Origin of the sequence: Hyunsoonleella jejuensis, from assembly GCF_900111025.1 — a bacterium.
Taxonomy (GTDB): Bacteria; Bacteroidota; Bacteroidia; order Flavobacteriales; family Flavobacteriaceae; genus Jejuia; species Jejuia jejuensis.
This window is the reverse complement of record NZ_FOFN01000001.1, coordinates 469320-494923: the sequence shown is the minus strand read 5'-3', so window position 1 is coordinate 494923 and position 25604 is coordinate 469320. Positions and strand designations below refer to the sequence as shown.

Here is a 25604-nt window from a genome sequence, read left to right as displayed (position 1 = left end):
AAGATAATTATTAATTAATCAAAACAAAATTATGATGAAAAAAATTACTTTATTATTGTTAACTTTTTTGAGCTTTTCATTGGGTTTTTCTCAAACAGAATTGCTAAATCTGTCTTTTGATGCAGCTGGTTCAGAATCTGTTTGGACACCAATTGCAGATGCTGCTTCAAATCCGTCGGAAGTCAATATTGCTTTCGATGCAAATGGAAACCCTACGGGTGCAACTTTATTATCAGGTATTAATACTTCTGATGTTGCAGGGCGAGCTTACATATTTCGCTATAATAATGCATCATTTGATTTTGGTACTTCTGGAAGCGTGAGTATATCGATGGACGTCAAAATTGATGCCGCCCTTACTGGTACTAATTTAGTATTTGAAACTCAGGTTTCTAAAGTTGGTGGAGGTGTAGTTGTTGTAACACACAACAACGTTCAAAATGATGTTGCCGTAGGCGGTGGATGGATTCCTCTAACTTTTGACATGACGCCTAATCCAGCTGAATTTAATAATGCTGGAACGGAATTATATTTTTACTTTAATATGGCGGCTGGAGCTTTTGTTGGGGCTGGAGGAACTTTTCTTGTGGATAACATTGTCGTTACTGGAGGCGCGCCCGCGGAACCGACATGTGATGATGGTCTTATGAATGGAGACGAGACTGGTGTTGATTGTGGAGGTCCCGACTGTAGCGCATGTATTGAAGACCCTACAGATGCACCATCGGAGCTTGCCTCTACGGGTACAGACTTGTATGCTTATAGCGGATTATCAGCTGTTGGCGAATCTGACTTACCAGGGTTTAACTTTACCGCGTTTAACGGAGGCGTTACTATTAGCGAAGAAACACTTAGTGGAAATAAAGTAGGTAAGCTAGCCAATTTAGATTTTTTTGGTTCAGGCTGGACTCCAATTGATGTAACTACAGCATATACCTATGTGCATTTAGACTATTATGCCGTTTCAGGTACATGGTTTGAATTTTTTTTAATAGATGATTCATTGTCCGCGACTATCTGTTGTGGAAGCGGTGAAGAACCAAGGTATAGATTTGGTCCAGCGCCTTCTGGACAGGACGAACCTTTAGTTCTTGGTGCTTGGACAAGTGTTTTCATTCCTTTATCTGACTTTGCAAATTATGCGGCTTTAACTAATGGTACATGGGATGGAACAGATATTAAGGAAACCAAATTTACTAGTGATGGAGGCACAATCTATTTTGATAATATATACTTTAGCACTTCAAATGTTTTAGGTGTAGACGATTTTGAATCAACATCATTTTCAGTTTACCCCAACCCAACACAAGAAAGCTGGACTATTAAAGCACAAAATACTAAAATTACAAATATTAAAGTTTATGATGTTTTAGGGAAAAATGTAATGATGTTATCTCCAAATACCATTGAGACCAAGATAGATGGAGCCTCTCTTATGAAAGGAATCTATTTTGCAAAAATTGAAACTGTTTCTGGTACTAGTAGTGTTAAGCTTGTAAAGCAATAATAGAATACAAAAACGTATTAGATAATTAAAGTGCACCATATTTGGTGCGCTTTTTTTATGTGCTTAATTGATTGGCGGTAAACAGTGGTTATAAAATATTTCTTTACTTTGTAGGGCAATTTTTAAATTACATGTTAGACGATATAATTGCCGCAATACCTTTTGGTATAATTTTGGCCTTTACAATAGGCCCTGTATTTTTTGTACTCCTAGAAACCAGTGCCACCAAGGGTTTTAAAAGCGCATTGATTTTTGACTGCGGCGTTATTTTAGCTGATATTCTATTTATTATTGTGGCGTTTTTCAGTACCAATAAACTATTAGATAAAATAAAAGACGACCCTAATTTTTTGATTTTTGGAGGCGTACTTTTGGTGGCATATGGCCTAATTTCGTTTATAAAAACATCGAAATCCTTTCGCTCTATAGTAAGGGAATATCATAAAGTAGAAATTAAAAAAGGTTACGGGAAGTTGTTCTTAAAAGGCTTTTTATTAAATTTTATTAATATTGGTGTACTGCTGGGTTGGGTGGCATTTATAGTATTGGCCAATACTATAACAGAATCAGAAAATGGTGTTGTTGCTTTTCTCTTTACTATTCTCTTGGTTTATTTTTTAGTAGATCTTATAAAAATTGTTGTGGCAAAAAAGCTTAAAAACAAGCTAACCCCTAGGCTAATATTCAAAACAAAAAAATTAATTGCATTAGTAATTCTAGGTTTTGGGGTTTTATTATTGGTTCAAGGGTTTTTTCCAGAAGAAAAAGAACTTATAAAAGAACAGTTCGACAAAGTGAATCCAATAAAATAAAAAAGAGATACACATGTATCTCTTTTTTTTTGAGGCGTCGAGCGGAATCGAACCGCTGTAGCAGGTTTTGCAGACCTGTGCCTAAGCCACTCGGCCACGACGCCTAATTGATGCTGCAAATGTAAAAAAAATTAGGACTTTTACTTATATAAAATTACTTTTTACGTTTATCCGTCATCTTTACAGTAACTTTTTCAACATCTCCACCTATCGGAGGATTTATCTTGCTAATACTTACAGTTGCTTTTTTTACCAGTTCGTCTTCGTTAAAAATACGATCTAGAATTCTTCTAGAAACAGTTTCCAATAATTTAGAAGGTTTGTCCATTTCCTCTTTAATCACCTTGTTTAAAAAAACATAATCCACTGTATCCTCTAACATATCAGTTTTTGCGGAGGTCTGTAAATCGGCCGAAACCTTTAAATCTACACGATACTCACTTCCTATTTTTGTTTCCTCCTTAAGGCAGCCATGATGCGCAAATACTCGAATATTCGAAACTTTTATAATTCCCATTATAACAGATTTTAAGTCGCTAAAATTACCTAATTTTGCCCATATTTTTGTTTAATATATGGAGTTTCTAGTTAGAAACTAATAATTGTATCGGAGTTTATGTCTGAAGAAAGAAAATCACTCAATTTTATAGAGCAAATTATAGAGGATGATTTGGCGAATGGAATGTCTAAAAACGATTTGCGTTTTAGGTTTCCACCAGAACCTAATGGCTATTTGCACATTGGGCATACTAAGGCCATAGGTATCAGTTTTGGTTTGGGCGAATATTACAATGCCCCTGTGAACCTGCGTTTTGATGATACAAACCCAGCAAAGGAAGAACAGGAGTATGTTGATGCTATAAAGCGCGACATTGCTTGGTTGGGTTACAAGTGGGACAAAGTTTTATTCTCTTCAGATTATTTTCAGCAGCTTTATGATTGGGCCATTATGCTCATAAAAAATGGAAAAGCCTATGTAGATTCCCAGTCTAGTGAAGCCATGGCTGAACAAAAAGGCACACCAACAGAACCAGGAGTAGATAGTCCTTACCGAAATAGAACGGTTAACGAAAATCTTGATTTGTTCAACCGCATGAAAAATGGTGAATTTGATGAAGGAGAACATATTTTGCGTGCAAAAATTGATATGCAACACCCGAATATGTTAATGCGCGACCCAATAATGTATCGTGTTGTAAAAAAAGAACACCATAGAACAGGAAGTGATTGGTGCATTTACCCTATGTACGATTGGACACACGGTGAGAGTGATTACATAGAGCAGATATCACACTCTTTATGTTCCTTGGAATTTAAACCCCACAGAGAGCTTTACGATTGGTTTTTAGACCAAGTTGCAGACCCAAACAAACTTAGGCCAAAACAACGCGAATTTGCACGTTTAAACTTAAGCTATACCATTATGAGCAAGCGTAAGTTGCTTAAATTAGTTGAAGATGGTATCGTAAAAGGTTGGGATGACCCAAGAATGCCCACAATCTCCGGACTAAGACGCAGAGGTTATACCCCAGCAGCATTAAGAAAGTTTGTAGAAACGGTTGGTGTAGCAAAACGCGATAATGTGATAGACGTATCGCTGTTGGAATTTTGTATACGTGAGGATTTAAACAAAACAGCGCCTCGTGTTATGGCTGTATTAAACCCTGTAAAGTTGGTAATAACAAATTATCCTGAAGATAAAGTAGAATGGATGGATGCTGAAAACAATCAGGAAGACGAAAGTGCAGGTTACAGAAAAGTGCCGTTTTCGAAGGAATTGTATATTGAAAAAGAAGATTTTAAAGAAGAAGCAAGCAATAAGTTTTTTAGATTAAAATTAGGTGGAGAAGTTAGGTTGAAAAACGCCTACATAATTAAAGCCGAAAGTGTTGTTAAGGATGCCAAAGGAGAAGTTATAGAGATACATTGTACATATTCAGAAGACACAGATAGAAGAGTAAAAGGCACGCTGCATTGGGTGTCTATTCAACATGCTATAAAGGCCGAGGTTAGAGAGTACGATAGACTGTTTATGGACGAAGCACCAGACAGCCATCAGGATAAAGATTTTATGGAATTCTTAAATCCGAATTCCTTAAAAACAATAACAGCTTTTGTGGAGCCAAGCCTTGCAGATGCTAACGTTGGTGACCGTTATCAATTTCAAAGATTGGGTTATTTCAATGTAGATGAAGACACCACTTCTGATACATTGGTATTTAATAAAACAGTTGGTTTACGGGATACTTGGGCAAAACAAAAACCAACCCAACCTAGCAATCCGTCACAAAAATCTGCAAATCATCAACCCAAAAGGAAGGCGATAGATAGCATTAAGCAACTAGGAAAAAAGTACACTAATTTACCCGAAGCTAAACAGCAAAATGTTCGTGCCGAAATTTTAGAACTTGCGAAAAATGTAACTTATGAAGAATTGGAGCCGTTGTTTAGTACAGCGGTGAAAAAAGTAGGAACTCGTATAGCTACAGTGCTAACGTTAAGCGTACTATTAAATAATGGTTTGGAACGGAACGAAGCCATAAACAATTTTATAGAAAAGGCGCTAGAGGATAAAAATGACGTGCTGGTTACAGAGGCAAAAAGAGTATAGATTTTCTTGATTTTCAAAAAGTTAAAAAAACAATTGCATTTATTTTTTGATTATATTTAGGTACTAACTATAACTTTAAAATCATGGAAATTAATTTTTTAGCAATCTTAGTTGCTGCAATTTCTGCACTTGTTGTTGGTTTTGTTTGGTATAATCCTAAGGTTTTTGGAACTGCCTGGATGAACGTAGCAGATATGACCGAAGAAAAAATGAAAAGCGCTAATATGGGAAAAATATTTGCGATGGCTTTTATCTTTGCTGTTTTATTGGCTATGAGTATGTTAACGTTAACCATTCATCAAACAGGAGCAATGGGAATGGTAGGCGGCGATATTGAAAATGCGCTTCCCTCCTACACCGCATTTATGGCCGATTATGGTACAGCGCATAGAACTTTTGGCCATGGCGCTCTACATGGGTTTTTTGCAGCGGTATTTATTGTACTTCCTGTGCTTGGTACAAATGCACTGTTTGAACGTAAAGGTGCAAAGTATATTCTAATTAATAGTGGCTATTGGATGGTAGTTATGGCGATTATGGGCGCTATTATTTGTGGATGGCAATAATAAATTTGTAAAGTTTTAACATATTTAAAGACTGAGAATCGTAATTTTCAGTCTTTTCTTTTTTGTATTGATAAAGTATAACATTTACAAGAGTATAGATGAGGTCCCTTCCCAGTGGGATGCTTTGGTTGCACATGATGCGCTTTTGTGTGCATCTTACTTAAAGGCTTTAGAAGCTGCTTCGCCCTCTAATATAAATTTATTTTATATCGGTGTTTTTAAGGATGAAGCCCTAATAGGTGTGGCGTTAATTCAACGCGTGCAATTATATTTAAAAGATATGTTTAGAGATACTCGGGTATCTTGTCTTAAAACGTTTTTTAAAGATACTATTTCAAAAGTGCTTAAGGGAAACATTTTAGTAGTTGGCAACTTAACACACACAGGGCAACATGGTTTATATTTTGATGCCGAACATATTACTGTAACAGCGTTCTATAATGAGATTTTTAAAGGGATATCAGAATTACAAAAGATTATAAAAACACAAGATAGAAAAACTATTAGAGCCATTCTTCTAAAGGATTTTTTTGTTGATGATATCGTGTTGCATCATTCTTATTTTAAACACGAAAAGTTGCACAAAGCCACAGTTCAACCCAATATGATAATGAATATTAGGGAAGATTGGTGTAAAAATATGGATTATGTCTCGTGTATGAACAAAAAGTACAGAACGCGATACAAGCGTGCTAAAAAGAAGCTAAATAGCATAGTTTGTAAAGAAATGGATTTAGAGGCCATTAAAGCAAACTCTAGGCTACTTCATAGTTTGTATCTTAATGTATCGAACAATGCTAAGTTTAACACTTTTATTTTGCCTGAAAATCATTTTTACACTTATAAACTTCATTTGGGTGACAAATTCAGGGTTTTTGGATATTATTTGAAGGACGAACTCATTGGTTTTTTCACTTTAATTCTTAACGGAAAACAATTGGAAACCTATTTTTTAGGGTATGATGCGGAACTCCAATATCCCAATCAGCTATATTTAAATATGCTTTACGACATGGCTAAGTTTGGCATTGAAAACGGTTTTGAGCAAATTATTTATGCCAGAACCGCTATGGAAATTAAGAGTTCTGTTGGTGCGAAACCTAAGCCCATGGTAATGTATTTAAAGCATACAAATAATATTCTTAACGGTATTTTAAAACAAGTATTTCGTTTTATGAATCCCTCGCAAGATTGGGAGGAGAGACATCCTTTTAGCTAAAGCAATACTTAAATAAAAGATATTTGATTTTTTAGTTCTACGAAGTGAATTTGAACTAAAATTAAAAATTATAAAAAAACCTCCGAGATTTTCTAGGAGGTTTTTTTAATATCAATAAAAAGAATTTACCTATTTAGGAGGATTCTTTTTAGCTTGTTTCATGGCCTCACCAATTTGGTTACTTGCGGCAAAACTCGCTACCATATCATTCAGCATATTGCTTCCCGCTTGTGGTGCATTTGGTAATAAAATCAAGTTACTATTAGTTTCTTCACCCAAAGATTGCAACGTATCATAATGCTGGGTTACAACAATTAACGCTGAAGCTTCTTGACTGTTAATTCCAACGCGATTTAAAACTTCAACAGACTCCTCTAATCCACGAGCAATCTCACGACGTTGGTCTGCAATACCTTGCCCTTGTAAACGCTTGCTTTCTGCTTCTGCCTTTGCTTTTTCCACTATTAAAATTCTGGCAGCATCTCCTTCAAATTGTGCAGCTATTTTTTCACGCTCAGAGGCATTAATACGGTTCATGGCTGCTTTTACTTGCGCGTCTGGGTCAATATCTGTTACCAGGGTTTTAATAATATCATAACCGTATTCCATCATCGCATCATTCAATTCGGCTTTTACGGCAATAGCAATATCATCTTTACGCACAAAAACATCATCCAACTTCATTTTTGGCACTTCAGCACGTACCACATCAAACACATAAGATGTAATTTGATCATGTGGATAATCTAGCTTATAAAATGCATCATACACTTTTTCGCGTATTACCTTGTATTGCACAGATACTTTTAAGCGAACAAAAACATCATCCAGAGTTTTGGTTTCTATAATAACATCTAATTGTTGAATTTTTAAACTCAATCTTCCTGCTATACGGTCTACTAAAGGAATTTTTAATTGTAAGCCAGATTGACGAATACTTTGAAATTTACCAAAACGCTCTATTATGGCTGCAGTTTGTTGTTTAACAATAAAGAATGATGAGATTAAAATAATTAATCCCAAGACGATGAATGGGATGTAAAAGAAGTTCATAGTTGTGTTTTTTAATGATTAAAAATGGAATTACTAATTTACGTTATATTTGAGGCAATTAACCCTAAATCCATGAAAATTAATAAACTTATTCTATTAGTAGCATTTACCCTAACTTTTGTTACAACTAACCATGCTCAAAAAGGCAGGTACCCAATAACTAATGGCTTTTCTATTTTTGGGGGCATTACAAAATTTGATATTGCCACTGATAATTTTGTGACATCCCAAGGCGACGGATTTTTGGGTGGAATGTCGGCCACCGTTGATATTCCCTTGCGCTGGTACAATGTAAGTTTTGGGATGCAATTGTCTGAAAGTAATATTGATATTTTAGGAAGACCAGCTTTAGTAAGTACTGAAAACGAATTTATTAACTATAAAATGTTTGAAGCACAAGTTGCAATGTTACTTAACGTAAAAGTGATAGAAAACCATTTTACAATAGATGTTGGCCCGATGTTACAATACAACGGCAAGCTTGAGATAAAAAATAAAGAACAAGAAGGTTATTACATTAACAACTACACCAATTTAATGGCTGAAGATATTATTAATATTTCGCAATTTAACCTAAATGGTGTGGTAGGCGCTTCTTTAGGTATTCGGAATTTTATGTTGAGAGCACAATACATATATGGGTTTACCAATATATTGAGCAAGCTGGAAAACCAAAATTTAGATACAACCGGTGGTGATGCCCGATTTAAAGGAAATCAGAATATGTTAGTTCTAGGGGCTGTAGTTTCTTTTTAGTTAAAGGCTTTTAATTGCGTTTTCAATGCGTTTTACCGTTTCATTTTTCCCAATCATAAACATAATATCAAAAACATCGGGGCCTTGTAAAGCACCGACTAAGGCTAAACGCAGTGGCATCATTACTTTTCCAAAACCAATGTCGTTTTCGGTTATCCAACCTTTAATATCTTTTTGTAGTGCAATAACCGTAAAATCGTCTATATGCAAAATTATGTTTTTCACCGTTTTTAATATATCGGCTGTACCATCCTTAAATGCTTTTTTAGCTGCTTTCTCATCATAAGAAGTTGGCGCGGTAAAAAAGAAATGGCTTAATTCCCAAAAATCAGATACAAAGGTTGCGCGTTCTTTTATTAGGCCTATTACCAATGAAATATAATCAACATCAATTTCCGAAAGTTCAGGTTGAGATTGTTTAAAAGCTTCAGCTAGCACATCATTATTTTGCTCCTGCATGTAATGGTGATTAAACCACTTGGTTTTATCAGGATCAAAACGCGCTCCAGATTTGTTGACGCGGCCTAAATCAAAGTCAGCAACTAGCTCCTCTAAACTAAAAATTTCTTGTTCAGTTCCTGGATTCCAACCTAAAAACGCTAAGAAATTAACCATAGCTTCCGGAAAATACCCATCTTCTTTATAGCCTCTGGATACTTCACCTGTCTTTGGGTCCTTCCATTCTAATGGAAATACAGGAAACCCTAGTTTATCTCCATCACGTTTGCTTAATTTGCCTTTACCTGTAGGTTTTAAAATTAATGGTAAATGTGCAAATTCTGAGGCTTCCCATCCAAAAGCTTGGTATAATTGGTAATGTAACGCTAAAGATGGCAACCACTCTTCACCTCTAATAACATGTGTTATTTCCATTAAATGGTCGTCTACAATATTGGCTAAATGATAGGTAGGCATACCATCACTTTTAAATAATACTTTATCGTCTAAAATATTAGTGTCAATTTTAATATCACCACGAATGATGTCTTTCAGATGTAAGGTTTCATCTTGAGGAGATTTAAAACGAATTACATAATCCTCTCCAGCTTCTAATTTAGCTTCAACTTCTTCTTTTGAAAGTGCTAAGGAGTTTTTCAGTTTTAAACGATTGTGCCAATTATATATAAACGTTTTGCCTTTGGCTTCATGGTCTTTTCTATGAAAATCTAATTCTTCAGCAGTATCAAACGCATAATAAGCATTTCCAGAAGCAATTAAGGCGTCTGCATATTGTTTGTATAAATCTTTACGCTCGCTTTGACGATATGGCCCAAATGCTCCACCATTCACAGGGCTTTCATCTGGGGGCATGCCGCACCAGTTTAAGGCATCAATAATGTAGTGTTCTGCGCCTTCAACATATCTGTTTTGGTCGGTATCTTCAATACGTAAAATAAAAGTACCGTTGTGTTTTTTAGCAAACAAATAGTTGAACAAAGCGGTACGAACACCGCCAATATGTAAAGGCCCCGTTGGGCTTGGTGCAAAACGCACACGAACATTTTTGGTCATGTTTTGTTATTTTTGGCAAAGATACAATTAACACATAATTATAAAGGCTGAAGAAAATAAAATTGTAGTTTAGTAGTTTAAATGCCTTATAAGCACAGGTTTTACCCCAAACTATGGATAATTTTAAGCATATACAGCAAAAATTAGAGCACTTTATTAGGCGCTATCACACCAACGAATTGTTAAAAGGTGCGATTTTGTTTTTTGCCATTGGGTTTTTATATTTCTTGTTTACACTGCTCATAGAACATTTTTTATGGTTGAATACTACCGCCAGAACTGTTTTATTTTGGGTGTTTATTGCTGTAGAATTAGCGTTGCTTACCAAATTTGTGGCTATACCATTAGCCAAGTTATTTAAGCTTAAAAAAGGGATTGATTATGAAAGCGCAGCCAGAATCATTGGCAAGCACTTTCCTGAAGTTGATGATAAATTACTAAATGTTATTCAGCTTAAGGATAGTAACGGGGACTCTGAATTACTGTTGGCGAGTATTGATCAAAAATCGGTAGAGCTCAACCCTATTCCATTTAAATTGGCGGTTAATTTTAAACAAAACCTCTCCTATTTAAAGTATGCTATTATACCGGTTATTATACTACTGCTGGTATATGCTACTGGAAATTTCGATTGGTTTAGCGATAGTTACAAACGTGTTGTAGATTACAAAACCGCTTATGAGCCACCAGCCCCGTTTCAGTTTTTTGTTGTGAATGAAGAGTTAAAAGCTATTGAAGGCAAGGATTTTAAGCTATTGGTAAAAACTGCAGGTGATGTGGTTCCAGAGAATGCCCAAATCACCTTTAATAATGAATCATATTTTTTACAGCAAACAGGCGTAGGGGCTTTTGAATATATTTTCCCCCAACTTCAGAAGTCTGTGACCTTTAGTTTATCTGCTAACGCTGTTAATTCTAAATCGTATGATATTGCTATTGTTGAAGTACCTACGCTGTTAGGTTTTGAGATGGTTCTGAATTATCCAAAGCACACCAAAAAACGAAATGAAACCTTAAAAAGTACCGGAAATGCGGTCGTGCCTGAGGGAACCAAAGTAACATGGCGATTAAAGACAAAATCAACAGATAATGTATTCTTATATGCGAAGGATACGGTGAATTTTAATGTAGAATCAGATAATGTGTTTAAAACTTCTAAAAGCCTTTTTAGAAACTACGATTATACAATAAGCACAAGCAATAAAAACCTAAAAGATTACGAGAACCTTACGTTTTCGATAGATGTGGTAAAGGATGAATATCCAGAATTAAACGTACAAATGAAGGTGGATAGTCTGGATTTGCAAACCCTGTATTTTTATGGACAGGTAAGTGATGATTATGGCTTGAGCAAACTACAATTAGTGTATTATCCTTCCGAAAATGAAAAAGACAAAAAAACTAAAGAGATTCCAATCACCACTTCGAATGTGCTGGATTTTATTTCGGCGTTTCCTGATAATTTAGATATAGAATCGGGTGTGCCGTATCAACTCTATTTTCAAGTGTTCGACAATGATAGGGTAAATCGTTTTAAAAGCAAAAAGAGCACAATTTTCAATTACCGCAGGCGTACTCAAGAAGAAGAAAAAGAAAAACAATTAGAACAACAAGGGGAAACGATAAAGGACCTAGATAAATCGCTCAAAAAATTTGAAGAGCAAGAAAAGCGCTTGGATGAATTAACAAAAACGGGAAAGGAAAAAAAGAGTCTAAACTTTAATGATAAGAAGAAATTAGCATCGTTTTTTAATCGTCAGAAACAACAGGACGACATGATGAAAAACTTCAATAAGAAGTTAAAGGAGAATCTTGAGGAATTTCAGAAGGATAATCAAAACCAAGATCCTTTTAAAGAAGACCTAAAGAAGCGATTAGAGGATAATGAAGCGCAGCTAAAAAAAGACGAGAAAGTTTTAGATGAACTGAAAAAGCTTCAGGAGAAAATTAACAATGAAGAGTTGATTAAAAAGCTTGAAGAAGTTGCTAAACAAAACAAAAACAAAAAGCGAAGTTTAGAGCAGTTGTTGGAACTTACCAAACGTTTTTATGTTGAGAAAAAGTTAGAGAAACTCGCCGATGATTTAAATCAATTGGCTAAAGAGCAAGAGCAATTATCCAAGGCTGAGGAAAAAGAAAACACAAAGGAAAAGCAGGATGCTGTAAATGACAATTTTGAAGAATTTCAAAAACAAATAGAAGAACTTGAGAAAGAGAGCAAAGCTTTGAAAAAGCCAATAGAAATTCCACGGGACAAATTGGACGAAAGAGAAGTTAATGATGAGCTTCAAAAAGCTACTGAGGCACTAGAGCAAAAGGAGCAAGAAGAAAATAAGGAGGGTGGAGAACAACAAGAGACAGAACAAAGTGAGCCCAATAGCCAACAACAAAACCTAAAGAACGCTCAGAAAAGTCAGAAGAATGCAGCCCAAAAAATGAAACAAATGGCTGGTAAAATGCAAAGCAGTATGCAGTCTATGAGTGGTGAACAGATGCAGGAGGATGTAGACATGTTGCGTCAGATTTTGGACAATCTGGTATTGTTTTCTTTTGAAGAAGAAGCTTTAATGGAGGAGTTTAGGACTATTGATGAGAATAACGATAAATATGCGACATATTTAAAAAAACAGAGTTATTTAAAGGAGCATTTCGAGCATATTGATGATAGTTTATTTGCCTTATCCTTACGGCAGCCTAAAATGTCTGAGGATGTAAATAAGCAAATTTCTGAAGTTTATTTTAACATCGATAAGGCCTTAGAACTTCTTGCTGAAAACCAATTGTATCAAGGTGTTTCTAGTCAACAGTTTGCCATAACGGCCACCAATAATTTGGCCGATATGCTCAGTGATATTTTAGATAACATGCAAGAAAACATGAGCATGTCCATGAGTCAAAACGGAGAGGGAGAAATGCAGTTGCCTGACATTATAATGAGTCAAGAACAACTAAATCAAATGATGCAAAATGGTTTGAAGAAAGGCGAAAAAGGCAAACCTAAGGAGGGAGAAGGAGATGAAAAGGGGAAAGGCGAGAAGGATGGAGAACAAGGTGAAGACGGGAAGCAAGGTGAGAAGGGTCAACAAAAAGGAAAAGACGGAAAACCAGGGGAGCAAGGTGAAAACGGACAACAATCTGGTGGCGAAGGAGAAGGGCAGGGCGATTATTTTGATAACGAAGGATTGCTTTATGAAATATATCAGAAACAACAGCAATTACGTGAAGCATTAGATAAGCGCTTGGAGAAGGAAGGCAAAGGCGGTATTGGTGATAGGCTATCCAAACAAATGGAAGATATAGAACTGGATTTATTAAATAAAGGTTTTACGAATGAAACGCTTCAAAAAATGACAAATTTGAAGCACCAATTGTTAAAATTAGAAAACGCCACCTTTCAACAAGGCGAAGACAACAAGCGTGAATCTGAAACCAATAAAAACCAATTTGATAATAATTCTAAAAGTCAAATTCCCCAAGCAAAACAATATTTTCAAACTACAGAGATTTTAAACCGTCAAGCTTTACCTTTGCAGCAAGTTTATAAAAAGAAAGTGCAGCAATATTTTAAAAAAGTAAATGATTAATTTTAATTACGAAACTGATTTTAAATTAAGTTCAGAGCATTTAATTTCGAAGTGGATTATTGACACCATTAAATGCGAGGAACATAAATTAGAAGAAATCAATTACGTGTTTTGTGATGATGCGTATTTACATAAATTGAATGTTGAATTTTTGCATCATGACACCCTAACAGACATCATCAGTTTTGATTATTCTGTAGGTAAAATAATACAAGGAGATATTTTTATATCCGTGGAAAGAGTAAGGGATAACGCTAAAGACTTTGAAGTTTCTTTTGAAGATGAGTTGCATCGCGTGATTATACACGGCGTATTGCATTACTGCGGGTACAAAGACAAAACCGACGATGACGCCAAGGTAATGCGTGAAAAAGAAAACTACTATATTGGCAGATTTCCTATGAATTAAAATTTCAACGTATATTTGCAAACCGAAATTTGAGCGATGTTCCACGTGGAACATTGATAATCACAATTTGTCATTCTGGATATGTTTCAGAATCTTATTGAGTCTTAAAGTGCTGAATTTAGTTCAGCGTGATAAATTAAGTAAAGAATGATTTAGTTATGTTTAATGACCTTTATGATGTAATTGTAGTTGGAGCTGGACATGCAGGTAGTGAAGCTGCCGCGGCCGCTGCCAATATGGGGAGTAAAACCCTATTGGTTACAATGAATTTGCAAAACATTGCACAAATGTCTTGTAATCCTGCTATGGGCGGCATTGCCAAAGGACAAATTGTAAGGGAGATTGATGCGCTTGGTGGTTACAGTGGTATCGTGTCTGACACATCTGCAATTCAGTTCAAGATGTTGAACAAGTCTAAAGGACCAGCAATGTGGAGCCCTAGGGTTCAAAGCGACAGAATGCGTTTTGCTGAAGATTGGAGACTGCTTTTGGAACAAACGCCTAACTTGGATTTCTACCAAGAAATGGTGTCTGGATTGTTAATAGAAGGCGATAACGTTGTTGGTATTAAAACATCTCTCGGGGTTGAAATAAAATCTAAAACAGTGGTGCTAACAAACGGCACGTTTTTAAACGGTTTAATTCATATAGGAGACAAGAACTTTGGGGGAGGTAGAGCAGGAGAAAAAGCAGCGACAGGTATTACAGAACAGCTTGTTGATTTAGGTTTTGATTCTGGTAGAATGAAAACAGGAACCCCGCCAAGAGTTGACGGCAGATCATTGGATTTCTCAAAAATGACAGAACAACCGGGTGACCAAAATCCAGAGAAATTCTCTTATTTAGATATTACTAGACCGCTACAAAAGCAACGTTCGTGTTATATGACATATACAAGCCCTGAAGTACACGACTTGCTTCGGGAAGGGTTCGACAGGTCGCCAATGTTTAATGGTAGAATCAAAAGTTTAGGACCACGCTATTGCCCTTCTATAGAAGATAAAATCAATCGGTTTGCAGACAAGGATAGACACCAATTGTTTATTGAACCGGAAGGCTGGAATACAGTAGAGGTATATGTAAATGGGTTCTCAACATCGCTTCCAGAAGATGTGCAATTTAAAGCGCTACGTTCTGTGGCTGGATTTGAAAATGTGAAATTCTTTAGACCTGGTTATGCGATTGAATATGATTATTTTCCACCAACGCAATTAAAGCATACTTTGGAAACCAAGCTGGTAAAGGGTTTATATTTTGCAGGACAAATTAATGGGACTACTGGATACGAAGAAGCAGCATCGCAAGGGTTGATGGCTGGAATAAATGCGAGCTTAAAAGTTCAAGAAAAGGAGCCATTTATGCTGAAAAGAGACGAAGCGTATATCGGTGTTTTGGTGGACGATTTAATCACCAAAGGCACCGAAGAACCGTATCGCATGTTTACATCAAGAGCGGAATACAGAACGTTGTTGCGTCAAGATAATGCGGATTTACGATTAACGCCAAAAGGCTATGAACTAGGGTTAGCTTCTGAAAAGCGTTTAAAACGCATGGAAGAAAAGCATGAAGCTGCTGAGAAATTCGTTAACTTTTTTGAAACTCAGAGTGTAAAGCCCGAAGAGATAAATCCAATTTTAGAGGCTAATAATTCGGCGCCCGTAAAGCAGTCTGGAAAGCTTTTTAAAATATTTGCGAGACCTAATATTGAGATGGATGATGTAAGAAAAGTGGAGGCCGTTGAAGCATACATTCAAGAGAATAATTTGGATAGGGAAGTGATAGAGCAAACAGAAATTCAAGTAAAATATTCAGGATACATTGCCAAGGAAAAGAACAATGCTGATAAGCTAAACAGATTGGAGTATGTAAAAATCCCTGAGAATTTTGACTATGCACAGATTAAATCTATGAGTTATGAAGCGCGGGAAAAGTTGAAAAAAATTCAACCAGCTACAGTGTCGCAGGCATCACGAATTAGCGGTGTATCACCAAACGATATTTCTGTTTTACTCGTGTATATGGGGAGATAATTTCCAGTAATTTTAAGAATTATTTATAAACGTTCCACGTGGAACATCTAATTTAATTTTCTTTTTTTGTCATTCTGAATCAAGTTCAGAATCTATTTCAAATGAAAAATAAAACCGTTGTTTTAACTGTAAAAGACCATTCGGTATCGGGAGAAGAATTTCAATTAATTGAGAATTCTGAATGCGGCTTTCTTGAAACGACACCCCAACCTTCAAAAGAAAAATTACCCGAATATTACGAGAGTGAAGATTACATTTCTCATACAGATGCAAGAAGAAATGTGTTTGAAAAAGTATATCACATTGTTCGAAGTATTTCCTTGAAAAAGAAATTAGGTTTAATTAATACTTATTTGCTTCGAGAGCCTCAGCATAAAAATTCAGAAGAGAAAAAGCTTTTAGATATTGGATGCGGAACAGGCGATTTTTTGCAAACAGCATTAGAAAATAATTGGCTGGTTACCGGAATTGAACCTAACGAACAAGCACGAGAAATTGCAAATAAAAAAACTAATAATTCTGTTTTTGAAACCAAACAACTTTTAAAATTTGAAACGTCAAGTTTCGATGTAATTACACTTTGGCATGTGTTGGAACATTTACCAAATTTAGATGATCAGATAGCAATTTTCAAAACCCTTTTAAAACCAAATGGCACTTTAATAATTGCTGTCCCAAATTATAAAAGCTATGATGCAAAACATTATAAACAGTTTTGGGCTGCTTATGATGTGCCCAGACATCTTTGGCATTTTAATCGTGATTCGATTTCTAGATTAGTTTCTAAGTTTGATTTCAACGTTGTAAAAACTAAACCCATGTGGTTCGATGCATTTTATGTGAGCTTGCTTTCTGAAAAATATAAAAACGGAAAGATGAATCCAATTAAAGGATTTTGGATTGGCCTACTATCAAATATCAAGGCCTTACGCACTAAAGAGGCTTCATCTTTAATTTATATCATAAAAAACAGCTAAAAGCAATTATAACAAAGTTTCTTTCCTCTTTTCAAGTAAGACGCTAAATTCAAGAGCAAAATCTAATCGTCGCTTAGAACGCTTTATTTGCGTTTGTTTTTAATAGATAATTCTTATTTCAAAATCAAATTGATATAATTATTGCTTATACACAAAAATTCAAGCATTACAGGTTTCAATTTCGCATACTTTATTACATTTGTGCGGATTTGAAAAAATCAATTCAAACTAAAAACTAAAAAAATGAAAAACATAATTTATGTAATGCTCGCGATGCTAGTTTTAGCATCTTGCCAAAAACCAAATAAAATTGGTTATGTAGATAATAGTATCGTAATTAATGATTACCAAGCTAAAAAAGATTTAGAAGAGCGTTATAAAGGAAGAGAGCAAGCTTTTAACAAAAGAAGGGATAGCATGGTGAATGCGTATCAGCTAGATTTAAAAGAAGCGCAGATTAAAGCAAAACGCATGTCGCAGGCTAATCTTCAAAAATTATCGCAAGAAATTCAACAGAAAGAGCAATTGTTGAGCCAAAGAATTCAGCAAGAGCAGCAATCTATTCAAATAGCGTTTCAAGCAGATATTGATACACTTATTGTTGAAGTGAAAGATTTCGTAAAAGACTACGGTAAGAAAAATGGCTATACCTACATTTTAGGAACTAGTGATGCTGCAGCCTCTGTACTTTATGGTACTGAAGAAAATGACTTAACGCAAACAATTCTAGATGCTTTAAATGCTGAGTACAAGAAAGAATAAAAAGCGATTTTGAATTTATAAAAAACTGAAAGTCAGACATATAGTCTGGCTTTTTTTATGCTTTTTTATGCAACAACCGCGTTAATTTAATAGATAAATCGGTAAGTATTATTTTAGAATTCCCATTACGTTCAATATGATAAATGGCATCTTGTAGTTCGTTACTAATATCCATAATGTTATTCCCGTGCACAAAAGGCGCAAACTTTTCTAGCTGAAATTTTTCCGTTTTCGGTTCTAGATACACCAAATCTGTAGCGTTATAATTAAGTAGTAATGCCTGACGGAAAAAATCCAAACAGAAATTGAGAAATTGTTTTTGGGTCTCACGGCCAGTTTTGGCTATTTCCTCACTCCAGGAAATTAAATCGTGTATGGCGGCTTTGTTCCCCTTCGCTTTAAACGCACTGCGTACCCAAGCAATAAACCAAGTTTCAAATTGGGTATCTTCAGAATCATGATATACCAAATCGCACGCCTTATTGTAATTACCATTGGCTTGATGCGCAATTTTTGTAGCAATCGACGCTTCTAAATTGTAGTTGTTTATAATAGCGTCTTTTATCACGGCTTCAGCCAAAGGCGGAAAATGTAATATCTGGCAACGCGATCTAATGGTATTAATAATTTGTTCCTCATCCTCAGCAATCAGCAAAAAAATGGTTTTGTTGGGCGGCTCTTCAATAAGTTTCAATAATTTATTGGCACATTGGGTATTCATTTTTTCCGCCATCCAAATCAGCATCACCTTGTAACCGCCTTCGTAAGACTTTAAGGCTAGCGATTTTACAATCTCATGCGCCTCATCTACACCAATCTGCCCTTGCTTATTATCAACACCCAGTAATTTATACCAATCGAATAAATTGCCGTAAGGCTGCTCCTTTAATAGCTGTCGCCATTCCTCTAGATAGAAACTAGAAACAGGTTTGCTTTTTACCTTATCGCTGGTAGTTACCGGAAACGCAAAATGCAAATCAGGGTGCGAAACGTTTTTAAACTTTAAATTGCACGCCTCGTTACCAGCTATATTTTCACCTTCACTATTATTACATAAAATATACTGCGCATAGGCAATAGCCATGGGCAAGGTACCACTACCTTCTGGCCCTACAAATAGCTGCGCATGTGGAATGCGCCCATTATCCGCGCTTTGCGTTAAGTGCGCTTTAATATGTTCTTGCCCTAAAATATCCTGAAACAGCATCGCACAAAAGTAAATGAATTTTTTAAATATTTTGGGCGTTCCCTTCGCTCATACCTACAAGGTTTTTTAGAAACCTTGCAGGATCGCTTCGGTCGGGCTTTCCGCTATATCTTTTTAAAATTACGTTATTGTGAGGAGTTTACGACCAGGCAATCTACATCAATTAAGAGCTCTATATACTTGTCGTCTTCAAGTTTTTAAAAAGGATGAAGTTTATCCTGAGCGGAGTCGAAGGGCTGCAATCCCTAACGCGGGGTTATTTGCAGAAGCTATGTTTTGGAGAGGAGACTGCTGGTTTTTGGAAGGGTTCGTTTAACGGTTTTGTATAAGATCAGTTGAGTGTTTTAAGTACTAAAGTTAGTAAATAAATCACAGATAGAAAGTCCGCGAGGACTTTCGTAAGTAGGCTAGAACTAGCAATGAATTTTATACGTTGTTGGCTGTAGTTTTTTTATTTTTTCGTTAGAATACATTTCTTCATATAAAAGTCAGGATACTTTTTATTCAAATCTTTTTTTAATGTAAATCCAATCATTATTTCGTATTTCCCACTTTTTAAATTGTTTTCTATTCTGATAAAGTTGTCATTGTTTTCGTAAGGTTCGTAAAATTGATTTAGGATATAACTTCTTGATTCTTTATCAGATGTTTTTTCAAACTTGTAAATGTTTAATCTAAGAAAGGCAATTTCATCAAGAATTTTTGGATTAAAAAAGTCAAATCTGAAGTCTATAAATTCCGCAGAATTAATATTCGGACATTCCATTTTAAAAAAGCTATTTGCGTTTCCTTGAGTGTAACCTTTAGATTCATAAGATTCTGAAAATTTTAAAGATATAAGGTTTGGAATTGCAGAATTTTTAGATTTGTTTTCAATGCGCTTAATTCTATTATCGATTTCCTTTTCGTAGTTATTCAATAATTCCAAGTTTTCTAACTTTTTCTTTAAAGTTATCTCCAACGAATCATCAATTTTTGGAATTTTATATTCGTGGACAACTTTTATTGAATCGCTAACTTCTTTTACAATAATTGGCTCTTCTGGTAGTGCTTTATTCCACAGACTCGTTATTGCAAGCGTGCAAATTACGCCTAAGACAAAAAAGATTGCTGTTCGCAAATTCTTTTTATGAGAGTCATTTATTTTCGGCATTTTGAGTTTTTTCATATTGTTGCCAATGGGTTTATGGATACGCGCCGTTGGAATGCCCTATATTCGCCGTTAAACGAAGTTATCATTTTTTTCTCACAAAATCAAGACGCTATCATCAAACAAAAAACTAATCTCAAAAAAATTATGGGACTTCAAACGTTTTCGTGAAAAAAGTCATTTTTTATGGCTGTTTAATTAGTTACATTTGTGTTCTAATTAGATATAAAACCATAATAATGAAGACGCTAAACGATTTCAATTTCGAAAATAAAAAAGCATTAATACGTGTAGATTTTAATGTGCCACTAAACGAAAATTTTGAGGTTACCGATGCCACAAGAATTGTATCTGCAAAACCTACAATCATCAAAATTTTAGAAGATGGCGGCAGCTGTATTTTAATGTCGCATTTAGGGCGCCCAAAAGGCTTTCAAGATGAGTTTTCGTTAAAGCATATCGTATCTAAAGTAGAAGATGTTTTAGGCGTAGGTGTAAAGTTTGTTTCAGATTGTATTGGTGAAGAGGCTGAAACTGCAGCGGCAAACCTAGAACCAGGAGAAATTTTATTGCTAGAAAACCTAAGATACTACAAAGAAGAAACTGCGGGCGACGAAGCCTTTGCCGAAAAACTTTCGAAACTAGGCGATATTTACGTTAACGACGCATTTGGTACGGCTCACAGAGCACATGCTTCTACAACTATTGTAGCGCAGTTTTTCGAAGGCAAAAAATGTTTCGGGAATTTATTGGCACAAGAAATTGAGAGCATTAAAAAAGTAATGGAAACTGGAGAAAAACCAGTTTTAGCCATTCTTGGTGGTGCAAAGGTATCTTCTAAAATTACCATTATTGAAAATATTTTAGATAAAGTAGACCATTTAATAATTGGAGGTGGTATGGCATTTACCTTTGTAAAAGCGCAAGGTGGAACAATAGGCAACTCTATTTGTGAGGATGATAAGATGGGGTTAGCGCTTGAAATTTTAGAGCAGGCTAAAGCTAAAAATGTACAAATACATATTCCTGTAGACACTATTGCTGCAGATGCGTTTAGTAATGATGCCAATACGCAAGTATGCGATATCAATGCCATTCCTGACGGATGGGAAGGTGTTGATGCAGGTCCAAAATCTAGAGCGCAATTCCACAAGGTGGTAATGGCTTCTAAAACTATTCTTTGGAACGGACCGCTTGGTGTTTTTGAAATGGAAACTTTTGCAAAGGGTACTATAGAACTTGGAAATTCTATAGCAGAAGCTACCAAAAATGGAGCGTTCTCACTAGTTGGTGGTGGCGATTCTGTAGCGGCAGTTAAGCAATTTGGTTTCGAAGACAAAGTAAGTTATGTAAGTACTGGTGGCGGTGCGATGTTAGAAAGTTTAGAAGGTAAAACATTGCCAGGTATTGCTGCGATATTAAAATAGAAATCAAGCCAAACGTAAGTTCTAGTAGTTTTGAGCATTTCAATCGTAGAATTAACTCGAACTGACAGAATTTTTTCAAAATACGTAACAGATTTTGAAATATAAACATTGAAAAGACCTCATAGATTTAAACGCTATGAGGTCTTTATTTTTGTATTTCAACTAAAAAATACGATTTTAGCCATAATATCGTTTACAAGCGACGAATTAGAAGTTATGGGCTTTCGGTTTTTTATCATATGTTTTCTCTTTGCCAATGGGTTTTGCTTAGCGCAAGAGCAAGATTCTACCAATGTGGCTAACAAGACAATTAAGGACACTTTGGTGGATACCAAACAAATTGTGGTAACCCCTATTGAGGCAATTCCTTTAGAGGACAGCCTTAATATTAAAGTGCTTAAGGATGATGAATATCTTGCAGAAATAGACAAAAAATGGCGAGAAGAGCTCTATAATAATACGCTGTTTGATACTATTTATAAGTCGGTTACAGAAATGACTTTTGAAGAGGTAGATTACCCAGAACTACCCACTGATACGCTAAAGAAGAGATTGAAGGAACTGGATGCAAGAACACCGTTTAATGTGGCTTACAATCCGTCGTTAGAAAGTGTTATAAAATCCTATTTAAAACACAGGCGCAAACACTTACAGAAACTCATGACCATGAGTGCGTTTTACTTTCCGCTGTTTGAGCAGGAGCTGGACAATCAAAATATTCCACTTGAAATTAAATATTTAGCCGTTGTAGAATCTGCCTTAAAACCCAATGCAAAATCTAGGGTTGGCGCTACGGGTTTATGGCAGTTTATGTTTGGCACAGGAAAGGAATACGGTTTAGATGTAAGCAGTTATGTTGATGAACGCAGCGACCCCATAAAATCTACAACGGCTGCATCGAAATATTTAGCAAAATTATATCAGATTTTTGGCGATTGGGATTTGGCTTTGGCGGCTTACAATTCGGGCCCAGGAAACGTAACAAAAGCCATTCGCCGCTCTGGAGGATATAAAAATTATTGGAATATTCGCCATAATTTGCCTCGAGAGACCGCAGGTTATTTACCAGCGTTTTTAGCAAACATGTACATTTTTGAGTACGCCAAAGAGCACGGTTTTAAGCGTTACAAACCAGAATTGGTATATTTTGAAACCGATACCGTAGTGGTAAAGCAAATGATAACACTCGATCAGGTTTCTGAAATTACGGGAACGCCCGTAGAGCAGCTTCAGTTTTTAAACCCATCTTACAAGTTGGATATTATTCCTGTAGTTAAAGGTGAAAATTATACGTTGCGATTGCCAACTGATGTTATAGGAGTTTTTGTAAATAACGAAGAAAAAATATATGCTTACGCTAAAGAAGAATTAGAAAAACGTGAAAAACCATTACCGCAGTTTTTTAATGCAAATGATAGAATTCGTTATCGTGTAAAATCGGGTGATTATTTAGGAAAAATTGCAAGAATTTATGGGGTACGCGTAAGCGATATTAAGCGTTGGAATGGATTGCGAAGCAACGATTTAAAAATTGGCCAACGCCTTTCTATTTATCCAAGAAAACCTGTGGTTTCAAAGCCTACAGTTGCTGTAAACACACCAAAACCAAAGCCTATTTCGGGAGAGGTAATTATCTATACGGTGCAAAATGGAGACTCACTTTGGAGCATTTCCCAAAAATTTTCTGGAGTTTCTATCCAAAATATTAAAGATTGGAACGGTATTAGTGGTAATAAACTAAAACCAGGAATGAAGTTAAAAATCGGAAAAAGCTAACTTCCCAAAAAACAAACACAATGAGAAAACTAATAGGTATTTTAATAATTGCAGTATTGTTTATATCGTGTAACGACAAATCTAAAAACCAAAGGATACTTTTTGATTCCGAAGGCAGGATTAATGACATTTCTGTAGTTATAGATAATGAAAACTGGAAAGGGCGCTTGGGTGAAGCCATACGCAATATTCTTACAGAACCGGTTTATGGTTTACCGCAGGACGAACCCATCTTTAATATCAACCAAATTCCACCTCAAGTTTTTACAGATTTTATCACTAGAACGAGGACTGTTTTAAAAATTGAAATGGGAAAAAAGGCAGGTATGGTTATTCGTGATAATGTGTATGCCAAACCTCAAAAAGTAATAGTAATTGCAGGGAAAACGAAAGATGAAATTATCACTATCTTAAATGAAAACTCAGCGAAAATAATTGAAACCTTTAGAAAAATTGAATTGGCAGCACGCCAAAACCAAATGCGAAAAGCATTATATAATTCTAAAGTGATTAATGAAAAGCTAGGTGTAAGTATTGAGTTCCCCAACGCATACAGAATTGCCAAGGAAGATGATGATTTTTTCTGGATACGAAGAGATATCCGCACGGGAACTTTAAATTTAATGCTTTATGAGTTGCCCTATGGTGCCATTAAGAAAACCGATAGTGTTGTCAATAAAATTGTAGCTATTAGAGATTCTATAGGGCAAAAATATATAGAAGGTCCTGTTGAAGGTTCTTATATGTCTACCGAAATGGCATACACACCTTTTCATGGTGAAACTATTTTGGATAACAAACCTACTTTGGAAACTAAGGGGATGTGGCAAGTAAAAAATGCATTTATGGCTGGCCCATATATCAATTATGCTATAGAAGATAAAATAAACAAACGCTGGATTGTAGCCGAAGGGTTCGCCTTTGCGCCTTCAGTGGAAAAGCGCGACTATATGTTTGAATTAGAGGCGATAATTAAGACGATTGAGATTGGGAATTAATCTTTACCAAAACAAAACCCACAAAAAAAACCAACACAAGCGTGTTGGTTTTTATTTTTATTGAGATTAAAACTTATTCAGCTTTATCTTTTTTTGGTTCGTCTTCCTTACTGGCGTCCTTAAACTCTTTAATGCCGCTACCTAAGCCACGCATTAACTCAGGAATTTTTTTTCCTCCAAACAACAGTAATACCACAACTACTATTAAAATAATTTGTGGGGCTCCAATAGCTAATGGTAATGTATAAAAACTCATAATAATTGTATTTAAAGTACAAAGTTAATAATTAAAGTTTAATAAAATCGTTTTTAACACTATTACTAGAGGTTTCATTACGATAAAACCAAATCCTTGAAATTATTTTATTTAATTTTGTGTGCAACATGGCAAAAAAGAAACCAAAAAAAATTAAAAGAAAACTGCTAGACAAGTACCGTTTGGTGATACTTAACGAAAACACGTTCGAGGAACGTTTATCATTAAAACTCACCAGATTAAACGTATTTGTGGTGGTTACTTTATCGGGTATTTTGCTAGTGGGCCTCACCATTTTACTAATTGCATATTCACCGTTAAAGGAGTATATCCCTGGATATTCTTCTACCGCATTAAAGAAGAAGGCTACCGATTTGAGTTTTAAAACCGATTCGTTACAGCAAGTTTTAGCTATGAACGAGCTATATTTTAGCTCTATAAAAAAAGTACTTAAAGGCGATGTAACTTCAGAAGAATTAAATAGAGATTCTATTGTAGAAGCAACAAAACTTGAAATTAGCGAGGTGGATTTAAGCCCTACCAAAGAAGATTCCTTGTTAAGGGCCAAGGTAGAGAAAGAGGATAAGTATAATTTGTTTGAATCGGCCACATCTATTACCAATTTTGTATTATTTCCACCAGTTACAGGTACTATTAGTGATGCTTATAATGTAAAAGAAAAGCACTATGCCGTAGATATTGTAGTTCCAAAAGATACACCCATAAAAGCAACGGCCGATGGTATTGTAATTTTTGCCGAATGGACTGCGGGTACAGGCCATGTTATTATTTTAGAACATAGTTACGGTTTAATTTCGGTGTATAAACACAATGCATCCCTTACCAAAAGTCAAGGCGATTTGGTGAAAGCGGGAGAGGTTATTGCTACGTCTGGTAATACAGGCGAATTATCCACGGGGCCACATTTACATTTTGAACTTTGGAGCGATGGCTACCCTATTAACCCCACTAACTTTATAGATTTCGAATAA

21 protein-coding genes and 1 tRNA gene are annotated in these 25604 nt (G+C 35.5%); 15 read left to right on the top strand and 7 right to left on the bottom strand.

Annotated elements, in window-relative coordinates; genetic code table 11:
- Window positions 1–31 precede the first annotated feature (31 nt).
- Window positions 32–1507 (top strand): T9SS type A sorting domain-containing protein, encoded by a 1476-nt coding sequence (locus BMY39_RS02145; RefSeq protein ID WP_143064730.1) that lies wholly within the window; start codon window positions 32–34, stop codon window positions 1505–1507.
- 131 nt (window positions 1508–1638) lie between these two features.
- Window positions 1639–2319 (top strand): LysE family translocator, encoded by a 681-nt coding sequence (locus BMY39_RS02140; protein ID WP_092577532.1) that lies wholly within the window; start codon window positions 1639–1641, stop codon window positions 2317–2319.
- Window positions 2320–2351: 32 nt separating this feature from the next.
- On the opposite strand, the gene BMY39_RS02135 is transcribed toward BMY39_RS02140, so the two are convergent.
- Window positions 2352–2423, bottom strand: a tRNA-Cys gene (locus tag BMY39_RS02135).
- Window positions 2424–2473: 50 nt separating this feature from the next.
- A complete protein-coding gene (gene folB, locus BMY39_RS02130; protein ID WP_092574811.1) occupies window positions 2474–2836 on the bottom strand; it encodes a dihydroneopterin aldolase in 363 nt (120 codons plus the stop codon).
- Between the two features lie 99 nt (window positions 2837–2935).
- On the opposite strand from folB, the gene BMY39_RS02125 reads away from it, so the two are divergent.
- From BMY39_RS02125 to BMY39_RS02115, 3 genes are all read left to right on the top strand, one after another.
- On the top strand, window positions 2936–4930 hold the full coding sequence (locus BMY39_RS02125; protein WP_092574808.1) for a glutamine--tRNA ligase/YqeY domain fusion protein: 1995 nt from the start codon (window positions 2936–2938) through the stop codon (window positions 4928–4930).
- A gap of 83 nt (window positions 4931–5013) precedes the next feature.
- Window positions 5014–5496, top strand: a complete 483-nt coding sequence (locus BMY39_RS02120) for a DUF1761 domain-containing protein (RefSeq protein WP_092574804.1) — start codon at window positions 5014–5016, stop codon at window positions 5494–5496.
- 67 nt (window positions 5497–5563) lie between these two features.
- Window positions 5564–6715: a GNAT family protein gene (locus BMY39_RS02115; protein WP_092574801.1), complete on the top strand. Its 1152-nt coding sequence runs from the start codon at window positions 5564–5566 to the stop codon at window positions 6713–6715.
- Between the two features lie 129 nt (window positions 6716–6844).
- Here the strand turns inward: BMY39_RS02115 and BMY39_RS02110 are convergent, their stop codons facing one another.
- Window positions 6845–7768, bottom strand: coding sequence for an SPFH domain-containing protein (locus tag BMY39_RS02110; protein ID WP_092574798.1), 924 nt, complete (start codon window positions 7766–7768; stop codon window positions 6845–6847).
- Window positions 7769–7840: 72 nt separating this feature from the next.
- On the opposite strand from BMY39_RS02110, the gene BMY39_RS02105 reads away from it, so the two are divergent.
- Entirely contained in the window at window positions 7841–8524 is a 684-nt protein-coding gene (locus BMY39_RS02105) for a hypothetical protein (protein WP_092577529.1), read from the top strand.
- Here BMY39_RS02105 and gltX read toward each other — a convergent pair whose 3' ends face one another.
- Window positions 8525–10036, bottom strand: coding sequence for a glutamate--tRNA ligase (gltX, locus tag BMY39_RS02100; protein WP_092574795.1), 1512 nt, complete (start codon window positions 10034–10036; stop codon window positions 8525–8527).
- A 113-nt stretch (window positions 10037–10149) separates the two neighbouring features.
- On the opposite strand from gltX, the gene BMY39_RS02095 reads away from it, so the two are divergent.
- From BMY39_RS02095 to BMY39_RS02075, 5 genes are all read left to right on the top strand, one after another.
- Window positions 10150–13620, top strand: a complete 3471-nt coding sequence (locus BMY39_RS02095) for a DUF4175 family protein (RefSeq protein WP_092574793.1) — start codon at window positions 10150–10152, stop codon at window positions 13618–13620.
- Window positions 13613–14029 carry an rRNA maturation RNase YbeY gene (ybeY, locus tag BMY39_RS02090; protein ID WP_092574790.1) on the top strand — a complete coding sequence of 139 codons (417 nt, stop codon included), beginning with the start codon at window positions 13613–13615 and terminating at the stop codon, window positions 14027–14029. Before BMY39_RS02095 ends, ybeY begins: the two co-directional genes overlap by 8 nt.
- Window positions 14030–14187: 158 nt before the next feature.
- Complete coding sequence (gene mnmG / locus BMY39_RS02085) at window positions 14188–16059, top strand: tRNA uridine-5-carboxymethylaminomethyl(34) synthesis enzyme MnmG (RefSeq protein ID WP_092574787.1); 1872 nt, start codon at window positions 14188–14190, stop codon at window positions 16057–16059.
- A 101-nt stretch (window positions 16060–16160) separates the two neighbouring features.
- On the top strand, window positions 16161–17036 hold the full coding sequence (locus BMY39_RS02080; protein WP_092574782.1) for a class I SAM-dependent methyltransferase: 876 nt from the start codon (window positions 16161–16163) through the stop codon (window positions 17034–17036).
- A gap of 243 nt (window positions 17037–17279) precedes the next feature.
- Window positions 17280–17798, top strand: coding sequence for an OmpH/Skp family outer membrane protein (locus BMY39_RS02075; RefSeq protein ID WP_092574778.1), 519 nt, complete (start codon window positions 17280–17282; stop codon window positions 17796–17798).
- Between the two features lie 55 nt (window positions 17799–17853).
- Here BMY39_RS02075 and BMY39_RS02070 read toward each other — a convergent pair whose 3' ends face one another.
- Window positions 17854–19005, bottom strand: a complete 1152-nt coding sequence (locus BMY39_RS02070) for a DNA polymerase III subunit (RefSeq protein WP_092574776.1) — start codon at window positions 19003–19005, stop codon at window positions 17854–17856.
- A gap of 451 nt (window positions 19006–19456) precedes the next feature.
- Window positions 19457–20158 carry a hypothetical protein gene (locus BMY39_RS02065; RefSeq protein WP_143064729.1) on the bottom strand — a complete coding sequence of 234 codons (702 nt, stop codon included), beginning with the start codon at window positions 20156–20158 and terminating at the stop codon, window positions 19457–19459.
- Between the two features lie 236 nt (window positions 20159–20394).
- On the opposite strand from BMY39_RS02065, the gene BMY39_RS02060 reads away from it, so the two are divergent.
- The 3 genes from BMY39_RS02060 (at window position 20395) to BMY39_RS02050 (ending at window position 24356) form a co-directional block, all read left to right on the top strand.
- A complete protein-coding gene (locus BMY39_RS02060) occupies window positions 20395–21582 on the top strand; it encodes a phosphoglycerate kinase (RefSeq protein WP_092574772.1) in 1188 nt (395 codons plus the stop codon).
- 216 nt (window positions 21583–21798) lie between these two features.
- A complete protein-coding gene (locus BMY39_RS02055; RefSeq protein ID WP_092577526.1) occupies window positions 21799–23358 on the top strand; it encodes a LysM peptidoglycan-binding domain-containing protein in 1560 nt (519 codons plus the stop codon).
- Window positions 23359–23378: 20 nt separating this feature from the next.
- Window positions 23379–24356 carry a DUF4837 family protein gene (locus BMY39_RS02050; RefSeq protein ID WP_092574769.1) on the top strand — a complete coding sequence of 326 codons (978 nt, stop codon included), beginning with the start codon at window positions 23379–23381 and terminating at the stop codon, window positions 24354–24356.
- A 73-nt stretch (window positions 24357–24429) separates the two neighbouring features.
- Here the strand turns inward: BMY39_RS02050 and BMY39_RS02045 are convergent, their stop codons facing one another.
- Window positions 24430–24612: a twin-arginine translocase TatA/TatE family subunit gene (locus BMY39_RS02045; protein WP_092574766.1), complete on the bottom strand. Its 183-nt coding sequence runs from the start codon at window positions 24610–24612 to the stop codon at window positions 24430–24432.
- 128 nt (window positions 24613–24740) lie between these two features.
- Between BMY39_RS02045 and BMY39_RS02040 the strand changes: the two genes are divergently transcribed.
- Window positions 24741–25604 carry a M23 family metallopeptidase gene (locus tag BMY39_RS02040; RefSeq protein WP_092574762.1) on the top strand — a complete coding sequence of 288 codons (864 nt, stop codon included), beginning with the start codon at window positions 24741–24743 and terminating at the stop codon, window positions 25602–25604.

What these genes read in the sequence shown, in the direction of transcription:
- BMY39_RS02145 (WP_143064730.1), top strand. Translation starts at nt 32, where the DNA reads ATGATGAAAAAAATTACTTTATTATTGTTAACTTTTTTGAGCTTTTCA.
- BMY39_RS02140 (WP_092577532.1), top strand. Translation starts at nt 1,639, where the DNA reads ATGTTAGACGATATAATTGCCGCAATACCTTTTGGTATAATTTTGGCC.
- folB (WP_092574811.1), bottom strand. Translation starts at nt 2,836, where the DNA reads ATGGGAATTATAAAAGTTTCGAATATTCGAGTATTTGCGCATCATGGC.
- BMY39_RS02125 (WP_092574808.1), top strand. Translation starts at nt 2,936, where the DNA reads ATGTCTGAAGAAAGAAAATCACTCAATTTTATAGAGCAAATTATAGAG.
- BMY39_RS02120 (WP_092574804.1), top strand. Translation starts at nt 5,014, where the DNA reads ATGGAAATTAATTTTTTAGCAATCTTAGTTGCTGCAATTTCTGCACTT.
- BMY39_RS02110 (WP_092574798.1), bottom strand. Translation starts at nt 7,768, where the DNA reads ATGAACTTCTTTTACATCCCATTCATCGTCTTGGGATTAATTATTTTA.
- BMY39_RS02105 (WP_092577529.1), top strand. Translation starts at nt 7,841, where the DNA reads ATGAAAATTAATAAACTTATTCTATTAGTAGCATTTACCCTAACTTTT.
- gltX (WP_092574795.1), bottom strand. Translation starts at nt 10,036, where the DNA reads ATGACCAAAAATGTTCGTGTGCGTTTTGCACCAAGCCCAACGGGGCCT.
- BMY39_RS02095 (WP_092574793.1), top strand. Translation starts at nt 10,150, where the DNA reads ATGGATAATTTTAAGCATATACAGCAAAAATTAGAGCACTTTATTAGG.
- ybeY (WP_092574790.1), top strand. Translation starts at nt 13,613, where the DNA reads ATGATTAATTTTAATTACGAAACTGATTTTAAATTAAGTTCAGAGCAT.
- mnmG (WP_092574787.1), top strand. Translation starts at nt 14,188, where the DNA reads ATGTTTAATGACCTTTATGATGTAATTGTAGTTGGAGCTGGACATGCA.
- BMY39_RS02080 (WP_092574782.1), top strand. Translation starts at nt 16,161, where the DNA reads ATGAAAAATAAAACCGTTGTTTTAACTGTAAAAGACCATTCGGTATCG.
- BMY39_RS02075 (WP_092574778.1), top strand. Translation starts at nt 17,280, where the DNA reads ATGAAAAACATAATTTATGTAATGCTCGCGATGCTAGTTTTAGCATCT.
- BMY39_RS02070 (WP_092574776.1), bottom strand. Translation starts at nt 19,005, where the DNA reads ATGCTGTTTCAGGATATTTTAGGGCAAGAACATATTAAAGCGCACTTA.
- BMY39_RS02065 (WP_143064729.1), bottom strand. Translation starts at nt 20,158, where the DNA reads ATGCCGAAAATAAATGACTCTCATAAAAAGAATTTGCGAACAGCAATC.
- BMY39_RS02060 (WP_092574772.1), top strand. Translation starts at nt 20,395, where the DNA reads ATGAAGACGCTAAACGATTTCAATTTCGAAAATAAAAAAGCATTAATA.
- BMY39_RS02055 (WP_092577526.1), top strand. Translation starts at nt 21,799, where the DNA reads ATGGGCTTTCGGTTTTTTATCATATGTTTTCTCTTTGCCAATGGGTTT.
- BMY39_RS02050 (WP_092574769.1), top strand. Translation starts at nt 23,379, where the DNA reads ATGAGAAAACTAATAGGTATTTTAATAATTGCAGTATTGTTTATATCG.
- BMY39_RS02045 (WP_092574766.1), bottom strand. Translation starts at nt 24,612, where the DNA reads ATGAGTTTTTATACATTACCATTAGCTATTGGAGCCCCACAAATTATT.
- BMY39_RS02040 (WP_092574762.1), top strand. Translation starts at nt 24,741, where the DNA reads ATGGCAAAAAAGAAACCAAAAAAAATTAAAAGAAAACTGCTAGACAAG.